Origin of the sequence: Streptomyces sp. NPDC086766, assembly GCF_044746005.1 — a bacterium.
Taxonomy (GTDB): Bacteria; Actinomycetota; Actinomycetes; order Streptomycetales; family Streptomycetaceae; genus Streptomyces.
This window is the reverse complement of record NZ_JBIVBI010000025.1, coordinates 45,990-58,197: the sequence shown is the minus strand read 5'-3', so window position 1 is coordinate 58,197 and position 12,208 is coordinate 45,990. Positions and strand designations below refer to the sequence as shown.

The following is a 12,208-nucleotide window of genomic DNA, read 5'->3' as shown; positions in this document are numbered from 1 at the left end:
GCTACGAACGCAAGGCCGAACACTTCCTGGCCTTCACCGCCATCGCCTGCAGCCTCATCTGTTACCGCAGGCTCACCAAATGAGACGACGTCTAACAAGGGGGAACCCATGGGTATACGGATGCGTCGAACTGCCATCGCGTCCAGCACGGCACTGCTGCTCTGCCTCGGAGTAGGCGGGACCGCGAATGCAGACTCCAACCCCACAGAGAACCCGGTAGAGATCAACACCGCGCCGCCGCAGGAACCCGAGGAACAGGTCACCGATGTTCCCGATGACGCGGTCAACGATGAACCCACGGGCAAGCCGGACCCCGACGCAGTACCTGCCGGCCGAGACTGCGGTCAGACTGAATTCGTGTACAAGCCCAAGTCGCAGGGCAAGCAGTACCACCAGGGCGTGGGGGCCACGAACGCGAACTACAACGGCACCTCCAGAACCGCCAAGTCGACCTTCACCTCTGAGGTGACGGGCGAGGTAGGTGTCTCCGTCAGCGGCGATCTGCAAACGTCGGTCAACACGATGCTCGTGAAGATCAAGGCCAAGTTCAACGTCACCGTGTCGGCGAAGCTCACCGCCAAGCTCGGCAACCAAATCGCCGTGGACACCCCGCCCCACAAGACCACGCACGCCAAATACGGTGTCTACCGGCTCAAGCACACCGGGGTCAGCTACGTGATTCACACGAATTGCACGGTCTCCCCCGAGAAGACCGTTGTCAGCTACTCCCCCTACCGGGTTGGGTGGTATTTGTGGGAAAGCTGAGGAAATTGACGGCCGCCGGGGGACTCGCAGCGGTGGTTGCGTTGGCGGGCTGCACCAGCGATCAGGACCGGGCCACGCCTTCTCCTCATACGTCGCCGCCCCGGTCCACAACCTCTCCGACCAGCTCGCCGACGTCAGAGCGCGCTGAGAACGTTCCTGGGGAGACTGTGACCAAAGCGCCGGTGCTTCCCGAGGGGAAGGTTGTGGCGCAGGCCGTGAACGCCACGGGCAATCGAGAGCTGGAGATCCGAGGCGGAATCAAGGCCGGGCCGCTGTCAGTCCTCGTGAATTGCCAGGGTAAGGGAACCCTGACCGTCTCCGTGGAACCGGTCGGGCTGAGCTTCGCCCTCGAATGCGTGGATGGAGAGGTCAGCAGTACCTTCAACCAACTCGCCCTGAAGCGCGCCCGCGATCACGGCACCGTGAGCGTGACAGCCCCACCTAAGGTTCACTGGGCACTCACCGTCGGACGGTGAACCGGAAGGGGTTCGGCACTCACCCCGATTGCCGAACCCATTTCGTGACGGTCGGCGCTGGGCCGTCTGTGGGCCGTCCAAGGGCGGCCGACACGACCCCGGCCCCAGCCACAATCGCCCTCAGTAGGGCTCAAGCCCCTCTCCGGCACTGCCGGAGAGGGGCTTAGTCGTGCTCCAGGGCGCTCACGGCGATGATCAGTGACCAAAGTTGCGGCCGCCATCCGGGTGATTAGAGTGAAAGTTGAGGAAAAGCGCGAAATCACCTAGAGGGGGCGAGTATGCCCATGACTCATAGGAAGCGTGCAGGCGTCCTGGGTTCGGCCTTCATCGCCGCGGCGGTCGTCCTCGCCCCGGTGGGCTTCGAGCAGGCCGCCTCTGCCGCACCGAGCGCGACGCACGTCGGTGCCGCCGTCAAGGCGCCACATTCGAACAAGGACTACCAGCGGGGCTTCCGGGACGGCTTCAAGGCCGGGTGGCGCCAGGCGCAGCGGTACTGCAACCGGCACGACCACTGGAACAACCACTGGAACGACAACTGGAACGACCACCGGCGGGCCCCCGCCCTCCACCACGGCAAGAAGTACTCGAACTGGGACTACCAGCGAGGCTTCAGGGACGGCTTCAAGGCAGGGTTCCGCCAGGGGCAGCGGCACTGCTGACCCCCCTCGCCGACTCCTCGCGTCGCGGTCGACGCCCGAAGGCCCCGTCCGGCAGGACGGGGCCTTCGCCCTGCTTGGCAGTGTTCCCGGACGGCGCTACGTTCTGCCTGGTCGGCGTGGCGCCGAGAGAGCCGGGGGGCACCATGAGCAGAGACGAAGCACGAGCCATTCGGGACGTCGAGCTGGAGAAGGACCGGGCCAGGTACGGGCTGCTGGCCGTGGTCCTCAGCAATCTCGCGATCGCGGGCGTCGCCGTCTTCGGGGTGTGGCGCCTCGACGGGGACCGCGCGGTGATCGTCGGCGTGCTGACCGCCGCCTTCACCGCGGTGAGCAGCATGACCACCGCCTACCTCGGCATCAAGGCCGTCTCCAACACCGCGCGCTCCATCGCCCTGGGCGACCGCCCGGCGGCACGCCACGAGCAGCCGCCGACGGCTCCCTAGGAGCTCTCCGGCCGCCCGGCCGATCACACCGCGGACGCGGCTCCGGCCCGGACGGGGCCCGGCGGCGGGTGCGCCCGTGACGGCCCTGGTCACGGGCCCGCGTCAAATCGTTGGCGCGCGATTTCCCCGGGATGAGATCCTGGGGGGCGTATGTCTACGCATCCCGCCCCCGCCTTCGGCACTCTCGCCCCCCGCCTGACCGAGCTCTCGCTGCGCGACGCGCACCGGATCGGCCGCAGGCTCGAAGGCGCGCGCAAGATCCGCAAGCCGGACGCCCACGCCGCCGTCCTCGCCGAGATCGACGCCGAGATCACCACGGCCGAGGCGCGGATGGACAAGCGGCGGGCCCGCGTGCCCGCCGTCACCTACCCCGAGCAGCTCCCGGTCAGCCGGCGCAAGGACGTCATCGCCGACGCCATCCGCGACCACCAGGTCGTGATCGTGGCGGGCGAGACAGGCTCCGGCAAGACGACCCAGATCCCCAAGATCTGCCTCGAACTCGGCCGGGGCGTCCGCGGCATGATCGGGCACACCCAGCCGCGCCGCATCGCCGCCCGCACCGTCGCCGAGCGCGTGGCCGAGGAGCTGGCCACTCCCCTCGGCGAGGCCGTCGGCTGGAAGGTCCGCTTCACCGACCAGGTGGACCCGGACGGCACCTTCGTGAAGCTGATGACGGACGGCATCCTCCTCGCGGAGATCCAGACCGACCGCGAGCTGCGCGCCTACGACACGATCATCATCGACGAGGCCCACGAGCGGTCCCTCAACATCGACTTCCTGCTCGGCTACCTCGCCCAGCTCCTGCCCCGGCGCCCCGACCTCAAGGTCGTCATCACCTCGGCCACCATCGACCCCGAGCGGTTCTCCCGCCATTTCGACGACGCGCCGATCATCGAGGTCAGCGGGCGGACGTACCCCGTGGAGGTCCGCTACCGGCCGTTGCTCGAGGAGGACTCCGACGACGCCGACCGCGATCAGATCACCGCGATCACCGACGCCGTCGAGGAGCTGATGGCCGAGGGGCAGGGCGACATCCTGGTCTTCCTCTCCGGTGAGCGCGAGATCCGGGACACGGCGGACGCGCTGCTGAAGAAGAAGTACCGGTTCACCGAGGTCCTGCCGCTGTACGCGCGGCTCTCGCACGCCGAGCAGCACCGCGTCTTCCAGCCGCACACCGGACGCCGGATCGTGCTGGCCACCAACGTCGCCGAGACCTCCCTCACGGTCCCCGGCATCAAGTACGTCGTCGACCCCGGCTTCGCCCGCATCTCCCGCTACAGCCACCGCACCAAGGTCCAGCGGCTGCCCATCGAGCCGATCTCGCAGGCCAGCGCCAACCAGCGCAAGGGTCGCTGCGGCCGCACGTCCGACGGCATCTGCATCCGCCTGTACAGCGAGGACGACTTCGTCGCGCGGCCGGAGTTCACCGACGCCGAGATCCTGCGCACCAACCTCGCCTCCGTCATCCTGCAGATGACCGCGGCCGGCCTCGGCGACATCGAGAAGTTCCCCTTCATCGACCCGCCGGACCACCGCAACATCCGCGACGGCGTCCAGCTGCTCCAGGAACTGGGCGCCCTCGACCCGGCCCAGAAGGACCCGCGCAAGCGGCTGACGCAGACCGGCCGCAAGCTCGCCCAGCTGCCCGTCGACCCGCGTCTGGCCCGCATGGTCCTGGAGGCGGACCGGAACGGCTGCGTGCGCGAGGTCATGGTCATCGCCGCCGCGCTGTCCATCCAGGACCCGCGCGAGCGCCCCGCCGACAAGCAGGCCCAGGCGGACCAGCAGCACGCCCGCTTCCGGGACGAGACCAGCGACTTCCTCGCCTTCCTCAACCTCTGGCGGTACGTCCGCGAGCAGCAGAAGGAGCGCGGCTCCTCCTCCTTCCGCCGGATGTGCAAGCAGGAGTTCCTCAACTTCCTGCGCATCCGCGAGTGGCAGGACATCTACACGCAGCTGCGCACGGTCGCCAAGCAGATGGGCATCCACCTCAACGACGAGGACGCCCCCGACGACCGCGTCCACGTCTCCCTCCTCGCCGGTCTGCTCTCGCACATCGGCATGAAGGACGTGAAGGAGTCCAAGGACTCCGGCCCGGGCGCCCGCAGGGACGGCGGCCGCAACGAGTACGTGGGCGCCCGCAACGCCAAGTTCGCGATCTTCCCGGGCTCGGCCCTGTTCAAGAAGCCCCCGCGCTTCGTGATGTCCGCCGAACTCGTCGAGACCTCCCGCCTGTGGGCCCGGGTCAACGCGAAGATCGAGCCCGAGTGGGTCGAGCCGCTCGCCGGCCACCTGGTGAAGCGGATCTACAGCGAGCCGCACTGGGAGAAGGACCAGGCCGCGGTGATGGCGTACGAGAAGGTCACGCTGTACGGCGTCCCGATCGTCGCCCAGCGCAAGATCAACTACGGGCGGATCGACCCGGAGGTCAGCCGGGAGCTGTTCATCCGCAACGCCCTGGTCGAGGGCGACTGGCGCACGCACCACAAGTTCTTCGCCGACAACCGCAGGCTGCTGACCGAGGTCGAGGAGCTGGAGCACCGCGCCCGGCGCCGGAACATCCTGGTCGACGACGAGACCCTCTTCGACTTCTACGACCAGCGGGTTCCCGAACACGTCGTCTCCGGCGCGCACTTCGACTCCTGGTGGAAGCGGAAGCGGCACGAGCAGCCCGACTTCCTGGACTTCGAGCGGGAGATGCTCATCCGGGAGTCGGCGGAGGCGGTCACCAAGGCCGACTACCCGGACTCCTGGCGCCAGGGCGGCCTGAAGTTCCGGGTCACGTACCAGTTCGAGCCGGGCGCGGACGCCGACGGCGTCACCGTCCACATCCCGCTCCAGGTGCTCAACCAGGTCACCGGCGAGGGCTTCGACTGGCAGATCCCCGGCCTGCGCGAGGAGCTGGTCACCGAGCTGATCCGCTCCCTGCCCAAGCCGATCCGCCGCAACTACGTGCCCGCGCCGAACTACGCGAAGGCGTTCCTGGACAAGGCGGAGCCGCTCCAGGAACCGCTCGTCACGACCATGGCCCGCGAGCTGAAGCGCATGGTCGGCGTCCCCTTCGAGGCCGACGACTTCGACTGGGCGAAGGTCCCCGACCATCTGAAGATCACTTTCAGGATCGTCGACGAGCGGCGGCGCAAGCTGGCCGAGGACAAGGACCTGGAGTCCCTCAAGCTCCGCCTGAAGCCGAAGGCGCGCCAGGCCCTGTCCCAGGCCGCCGCCGCGACGGCCGTCCGGCAGGGCGGCGAGTCGCTGGAACGCAGGGGCCTGACCGACTGGAGCATCGGCACGCTCACCCGCGTCTTCGAGACCCGCCGGGCCGGCCAGCCGGTGAAGGCGTACCCCGCTCTCGTCGACGACGGCGACACGGTCTCCGTACGCCTCTTCGACACCGAGGCGGAACAGGCCGAGGCCATGTGGAAGGGCACCCGGCGGCTGATCCTGCGCAACATCCCGGTGAACCCCGCGAAGTTCGCGTCCGAAAAGCTCACCAACCAGCAGAAGCTCGCCCTCTCGGCGAACCCCCACGGCTCCATGCAGGCCCTGTTCGACGACTGCGCGACGGCCGCGGCCGACAGGCTGATCGCGGACTTCGGGGGACCGGTGTGGGACGAGGAGTCGTACCGGAAGCTGTACGACAAGGTGCGGGCCGAGATCGTCGACGTGACCGTGCGGACGGTCGGGCAGGTGCAGCAGGTGCTGGCCGCCTGGCAGGCCTGCGAGCGCCGCCTGAAGGCCGTACGGAGCCCCGCGCTGCTGCCGAACCTGGCGGACGTACGGGCACAGCTGGACCGGCTCGTGGGACCGGGCTTCGTGACCGCGGCGGGCCTGCGCCGGCTGCCGGACCTGATGCGCTATCTGATCGCCGCGGACCGCCGGCTCCAGCAGATGCCGACGAACGTCCAGCGGGACACCACCCGCATGGAGAAGGTCCAGGAGATGCAGGACGAGTACGCCTGGCTGCTGGAGCAGATGCCGCAGGGCCGCCCGGTGCCGTCGTCGGTGCGGGACATCCGCTGGATGATCGAGGAGCTGCGGGTCAGCTACTTCGCCCACGCGCTGGGCACGGCGTACCCCGTCTCCGACAAGCGCATCGTGAAGGCGATCGACGCCGCCGCACCGTGACCGTTGGCGCACGGAGGGTGAGTTCGACCAGGCGGGCCGCCGTCCTGTACAGTCCTTCTCGCAGCGCACCGCAAGGAAAGCGCAGCGAAACCTGGTCCTGTGGAGCAGTTTGGAGTGCTCGCCACCCTGTCAAGGTGGAGGCCGCGGGTTCAAATCCCGTCAGGACCGCAGTAAGGAAGGCCCGCATCCCTCGGGGGGACGCGGGCCTTCCTCGCGTCCGCGGCACCCTGCCGACGCCCACCGGCGCCCCCTGCCGCTCCCCCCGGCGCCTGTCGGCGTCCTCCCGCCGCTCCGACACCCTCCCGACTCCCCCTGGCGCCCTCACGCCGTCTTGACGGCGTCACATTCCGCCGGTACCCAGAGGACAGGGCCCCGTTCCCTTACGGCCCGCCGGAGGTGGCGTATGGCGGCATCGGCCAGGCACAGGACACGGGCGCTGCTCCGTGCGCACCTCGCAGCCGCCTCGTCGCACCGCCACCTCACCCGCCACTGCCCGGTCTGCCACCTGTTGCTGCGCCAGGCGTGGGACGGCGCCCCGCCGGCCGAGGCGGTACCGGCCGCGACGGTCCCGGCCGCGACGGTCCAGAACGAGGCGGTCCAGAACGAGACCTCGTCCACCGCGTGAGCGCGTCCGGTCCCGAACTCCCGCCGCACGATGGGGCGATGGGAACGGCGACCCTCTTTAGCGCACGCGGGGCGGGAGCAACAAGCCGCCCGAGGTGTGACGGGAGTCACCGCATGAGTTTCTGAAACCGCGGTACTTACCCCTCTCCTACAACGGGTCAATTTAATATGTGCAATTGCACTGGCCGCCGACCCGCTCCGCAGGTGACCCCACACCGCTCCCCAGACTCCGACAAGCCCGCTCACCGAGCGGTCACGGACCGTCGGACAGCGCACAAAAAAGATCGCGCTGGACCCGGCGGAGTCCAGCGCGATCGACGACGCACCCTTGTTCACATGCCTGTGGAGCTCTGATCGGCTTGGGCGTGGGGCCTGTTGGGGCAGGACCCGCGTCGCTTGGAGCTGTGGGTTCCGGGCGGTTCGGCGGGATGGGGGCCAGCCGGACGACCCGGGGTTATTCGGTTGTTCAGGCCTCGCTGCGCTGCTGCGGGATGCCCGCGAGCAGAGCGCGGACCTCGGCTTCGCGGTAGCGGCGGTGCCCGCCGAGCGTGCGGATCGACGTGAGCTTGCCGGCCTTCGCCCAGCGCGTGACCGTCTTGGGGTCGACGCGGAACATGGTGGCGACCTCAGCCGGGGTCAGCAGCGGCTCGGCATCAGGGGTGCGAGCGGTCATGAGCGGCCTCCTCGGGAGAACCGAACCTTCTCGGTTCTTTCCTCTAAATTCTGCACCTTGACCCGCGTTGCCCGAAATGGCGGACGCGAGTCGAGTCGGTTATAGGACGAACGGCTTGTCCTCGGCACTACAACTACACCATCTGTCCAGCCGCGTCGGCCAAACCGATGGAATTGCCCTCCCAGGTGTTCATCACCGACGGAAGCCGATGGACCATGCCATAGCGGACAGTCACGCCGCTGTGACGATCAGTCACAGGGCGATCAGGAGTCACCAGACCCCCCAAAGCGTGCAATGCTGAGATTCCGCCCATAGTGGAGCACATCAGGGCGGACGGAGTCCTCCCCGGACTCCTTGTCCTATTTTGGCATGAGGAGAGGCAAGCGGCGCAAGGGCCGGGTAAGTGCCGTCCGTCACCCTTGGGGACAAAAGCCCGGATCGGGGTCTACATCCCGTCAGTTCCCCGAAATGCCCATGACCGTACGCTGTTCGAAACGGTTTAGTCCGTGATCCACGTCACACCTGCTGTGATGTCAGTTCGCGGAGCGCCGGTCGCGCACCGACCGCCACCGCTCCACCAGCCGCGCGTACGCCTCCCCCGCGGCGGCCCCGTCGCCCCGGCGCAGCGCCTCGATGCCCTCGGCCACGTCCGCCGCCGAGTGATCACCCTCCAGCTCGCCGGCCGGCAGCACGTGCACCAGCCCGCCGTAGTCGAGCTCGACCAGCGAGCGCGGATGGAATTCCTCCAGCCATCGCCCGACGTCCACCAGGCCGTCGATCAGCGGTCCCTCGTCGACGGTCTCCTTGAGTGTCCGCAGTGCCCGCGCGACCCGGCGCCGGGCCTGCACCATGGGCGTCCGGTAGCGCAGCGCCGGCGTCTCGTCCCCGGAGTCGCCTGTGCCCTTGACGTACTCCCGCTCCTCGTCGGAGACCAGCACGAACCAGTTCAGCGGCACCTGCCAGGTCGCCGTGCGGATCCACGGCCGGGCGTCGGGGTTGCCGGCCAGCCAGCGCTCGTAGTCCTGGGCGGCCTGGCGCCGGACGACCGGGGGGAGCACCGCGTCCTGGACCACCGCCGGGAGCTCCTCGGCGAGCTCGCCCAGCGCCTGCCAGCCGCGCAGCCGGGTGCGCCAGGGGCAGACGCGGACCACGCCGTCGACGTCGGCCACGAACGCGTCCGGGCTCTCGTGCACCGGCACCGGGACCGGCGGGGTGGGCAGCAGGTCCGCCAGCGAGCGGCGCAGTTCGTCCTGGTAGGAGGGGCGGTCCGGGCGGCGCGCGTAGCGGGCCCAGTGGCTGCGCTCCGGCTCCGGGAAGGCGGCCAGCGGCTCGTAGACGCGCAGATAGGTCGCGTAGGGGACGACCACCGAGGACACCTTGGGCACGCCTGCTCCCTCCCCATCGGACCAGACCCGAAACCCGTCGCGGCCCGGCACCGGGCCACACGGAAAACCACTGCAAATCGTCCCACGTCCGGACGGGAACGTACTCCGGGGGAGGGTGATCCGGACCACTGCGCCCATGGCGGGCGGGGTCAGGCTCTACGCTCATGCCACGGCCCCCGCCACCCTTACGGAGGCCCTCCCCACTCGCCGCTATGTACCCGGGAGTCACCACCGTGACCGACGTAACCGGCGCGCCTGCTGATGTACTGCACACCCTGTTCCGCTCGGAGCAGGGGGGTCATGAGCAAGTCGTGCTCTGCCAGGACCGTGCCAGCGGTCTGAAGGCCGTCATCGCCATCCACTCCACCGCCCTGGGCCCCGCGCTCGGCGGTACGCGCTTCTACCCCTACGCGTCCGAGGCGGAGGCCGTCGCCGACGCGCTGAACCTCGCCCGCGGCATGTCGTACAAGAACGCCATGGCCGGGCTCGACCACGGCGGCGGCAAGGCCGTGATCATCGGGGACCCGGAGCGGGACAAGACCGAGGAGCTGCTGCTCGCCTACGGGCGCATGGTGGCCTCGCTCGGCGGGCGCTACGTCACCGCCTGCGACGTCGGCACCTACGTCGCCGACATGGACGTCGTGGCGCGCGAGTGCCGCTGGACCACCGGGCGTTCCCCGGAGAACGGCGGCGCGGGCGACTCCTCCGTGCTCACCGCCTTCGGCGTCTACCAGGGCATGCGGGCGTCCGCCCAGCACCTGTGGGGCGACCCCTCGCTGCGCGGCCGCACGGTCGGCGTCGCCGGCGTCGGCAAGGTCGGGCACCACCTCGTGCGGCACCTGCTGGACGAGGGCGCCGAGGTCGTGGTCACGGACGTGCGCGAGGAGGCCGTCGCGCGCATCGTGGCCGAGCACCCGTCCGTCCGCGTGGTCGCGGACACCGAGGCGCTGATCCGGTTGGAGGGGCTCGACATCTACGCCCCCTGCGCGCTGGGCGGCGCCCTGAACGACGACTCCGTGCCGGTGCTGACCGCGCGGGTGGTGTGCGGCGCGGCCAACAACCAGCTCGCCCACCCGGGCGTGGAGAAGGACCTCGCCGACCGCGGCATCCTCTACGCGCCGGACTACGTGGTGAACGCGGGCGGCGTCATCCAGGTCGCCGACGAGCTGCACGGCTTCGACTTCGAGCGGTGCCGGGCGAAGGCCGCGCGCATCTTCGACACCACGCTGGCCATATTCGCTCGTGCGAAGGAAGACGGGATTCCGCCGGCTGCCGCGGCCGACCGGATCGCCGAGCAGCGGATGGCGGAGGCACGGGCCGCGGGCGCCCGCTGACACCCGGGACACACACCCTGAAGTCCCGGACGTCCGACGTTTGAGCGGTACCTGCCGGTGGGCAGTTGGAGAGAACTCTCACTTCCCCCGGCGGGTCGCCCGCCGATAAGTGGTTAAAATCGCCACTGACCAGCGAGGACGGGGCGCCTCAATGGTTCTGCGCACACGCGCGTCCTGCGGGCGACGTACCGTATGGCCGCGGGCTCAGGTACCGTGGAAGCCCTACGGACCGGTCTCTCCACGGAGAGCCCGTTCCGGATCATGAACGCGTGTCAAGACTCTGGGGCCGTCGAGCCCCGTCGTTGAGGGGGTCGAGCCATGGGGCGCGGCCGGGCCAAGGCCAAGCAGACGAAGGTCGCCCGCCAGCTGAAGTACAACAGCGGTGGGACGGATCTCTCACGCCTGGCCGAGGAGCTGGGCGCATCGACATCGAACGCATCGCCGAACGGCGAACCGTTCGAGGACGATGAGCAGGACGACGAGCTGTACAGCCGGTACGCCGACCTGTACGACGACGACGATGAGGACGAGGACGAGCAGTCCCCGCACCAGCGTCGCCGCGGCGCTTGACCTTGCACTGACCATTGCCCGGTCCGTGGGATTCCACGGACCGGGTTCTGTGCTGTCCGCGGCCGGTCAGCCGGCGTAGTCCCCGACCAGGTCCGCCCCGGTGGTGTGCTCGCCCCGGTCCGTGATCTCACCGGCCACCCAGGCGTCGACCCCGCGGTCGGCCAGGGTGGCGAGCGCCACGTCCACCGACTCCTCGGGCACGATCGCGATCATGCCGACGCCCATGTTCAGGGTCTTCTCCAGCTCCAGCCGCTCGACGTCGCCGGTCCTGCCGACCAGGTCGAAGACGGGGGCCGGGGTCCAGGTGGAGCGGTCGACCACGGCGTGCAGCCCGTCCGGGATCACCCGGGCCAGGTTGGCGGCGAGTCCTCCGCCGGTGATGTGGCTGAAGGCGTGCACGTCGGTGGTGCGGGTCAGCGCCAGGCAGTCCAGCGAGTAGATCTTGGTGGGCTCCAGGAGCTCCTCGCCGAGCGTGCGGCCGAACTCCTCGATCCGCGCGTCGAGCGCCAGCCCGGCGCGGTCCAGCAGGACGTGCCGGACCAGGGAGTACCCGTTGGAGTGAAGACCGGAGGCCGCCATGGCGATCACCGCGTCACCCGTACGGATGCGATCGGCGCCGAGCAGCCGGTCGGCCTCCACGACGCCCGTACCGGCGCCGGCGACGTCGAAGTCGTCCGCACCGAGCAGGCCCGGGTGCTCGGCCGTCTCGCCGCCCACGAGGGCGCAGCCGGCCAGCACACAGCCCTCCGCGATGCCCTTGACGATGGCGGCGACCCGCTCGGGGTGGACCTTGCCGACGCAGATGTAGTCGGTCATGAACAGCGGCTCGGCACCGCACACCACGATGTCGTCCATGACCATGGCGACCAGGTCGTGGCCGATGGTGTCGTAGACGCCCATCTGCCGCGCGATGTCGACCTTGGTGCCGACGCCGTCCGTGGCGGAGGCGAGCAGGGGACGCTCGTAGCGCTTGAGGGCGGAGGCGTCGAAGAGGCCGGCGAAGCCGCCGAGGCCGCCGAGGACCTCGGGGCGCTGCGTCTTCTTCACCCACTCCTTCATCAGCTCGACGGCGCGGTCGCCCGCCTCGATGTCGACGCCCGCGGCTGCGTAGCTGGCACCGGTTGTCTCAGACATGACGATGAGAACTTTCG

General features: G+C 69.4%; 11 protein-coding genes and 1 tRNA gene. 9 read left to right on the top strand and 3 right to left on the bottom strand.

The features are described 5' to 3' along the window. The first annotated feature begins 108 nt into the window (after positions 1-108). The 7 genes from ACIPM1_RS31160 to ACIPM1_RS31130 all read left to right on the top strand — a co-directional run bounded on the left by ACIPM1_RS31160 (position 109) and on the right by ACIPM1_RS31130 (position 7,096). Positions 109-765, top strand: coding sequence for a hypothetical protein (locus ACIPM1_RS31160; RefSeq protein WP_402440332.1), 657 nt, complete (start codon positions 109-111; stop codon positions 763-765). 167 nt (positions 766-932) lie between these two features. After that, positions 933-1,241: a hypothetical protein gene (locus ACIPM1_RS31155; RefSeq protein WP_402440330.1), complete on the top strand. Its 309-nt coding sequence runs from the start codon at positions 933-935 to the stop codon at positions 1,239-1,241. A 278-nt stretch (positions 1,242-1,519) separates the two neighbouring features. Further along, positions 1,520-1,900 (top strand): hypothetical protein, encoded by a 381-nt coding sequence (locus ACIPM1_RS31150; protein ID WP_402440328.1) that lies wholly within the window; start codon positions 1,520-1,522, stop codon positions 1,898-1,900. 143 nt (positions 1,901-2,043) lie between these two features. Then, on the top strand, positions 2,044-2,343 hold the full coding sequence (locus tag ACIPM1_RS31145) for a hypothetical protein (protein WP_402440326.1): 300 nt from the start codon (positions 2,044-2,046) through the stop codon (positions 2,341-2,343). 150 nt (positions 2,344-2,493) lie between these two features. After that, complete coding sequence (gene hrpA / locus ACIPM1_RS31140) at positions 2,494-6,471, top strand: ATP-dependent RNA helicase HrpA (RefSeq protein ID WP_402440324.1); 3,978 nt, start codon at positions 2,494-2,496, stop codon at positions 6,469-6,471. Between the two features lie 93 nt (positions 6,472-6,564). Then, positions 6,565-6,639 (top strand) — tRNA-Asp (locus ACIPM1_RS31135). A 235-nt stretch (positions 6,640-6,874) separates the two neighbouring features. Continuing rightward, positions 6,875-7,096: a DUF6274 family protein gene (locus tag ACIPM1_RS31130; RefSeq protein WP_402440322.1), complete on the top strand. Its 222-nt coding sequence runs from the start codon at positions 6,875-6,877 to the stop codon at positions 7,094-7,096. Positions 7,097-7,561: 465 nt separating this feature from the next. Here the strand turns inward: ACIPM1_RS31130 and bldC are convergent, their stop codons facing one another. After that, on the bottom strand, positions 7,562-7,768 hold the full coding sequence (gene bldC / locus ACIPM1_RS31125) for a developmental transcriptional regulator BldC (protein WP_003949541.1): 207 nt from the start codon (positions 7,766-7,768) through the stop codon (positions 7,562-7,564). 533 nt (positions 7,769-8,301) lie between these two features. Further along, complete coding sequence (locus ACIPM1_RS31120; RefSeq protein WP_402440321.1) at positions 8,302-9,153, bottom strand: hypothetical protein; 852 nt, start codon at positions 9,151-9,153, stop codon at positions 8,302-8,304. A gap of 233 nt (positions 9,154-9,386) precedes the next feature. On the opposite strand from ACIPM1_RS31120, the gene ACIPM1_RS31115 reads away from it, so the two are divergent. Both ACIPM1_RS31115 and ACIPM1_RS31110 read left to right on the top strand, forming a co-directional pair. Then, positions 9,387-10,487 carry a Glu/Leu/Phe/Val dehydrogenase dimerization domain-containing protein gene (locus tag ACIPM1_RS31115; protein WP_356192241.1) on the top strand — a complete coding sequence of 367 codons (1,101 nt, stop codon included), beginning with the start codon at positions 9,387-9,389 and terminating at the stop codon, positions 10,485-10,487. A gap of 318 nt (positions 10,488-10,805) precedes the next feature. After that, positions 10,806-11,057: a DUF3073 domain-containing protein gene (locus tag ACIPM1_RS31110; RefSeq protein WP_356192239.1), complete on the top strand. Its 252-nt coding sequence runs from the start codon at positions 10,806-10,808 to the stop codon at positions 11,055-11,057. Positions 11,058-11,123: 66 nt separating this feature from the next. On the opposite strand, the gene purM is transcribed toward ACIPM1_RS31110, so the two are convergent. Further along, on the bottom strand, positions 11,124-12,191 hold the full coding sequence (gene purM, locus ACIPM1_RS31105; RefSeq protein ID WP_402440318.1) for a phosphoribosylformylglycinamidine cyclo-ligase: 1,068 nt from the start codon (positions 12,189-12,191) through the stop codon (positions 11,124-11,126). Positions 12,192-12,208 lie beyond the last annotated feature (17 nt).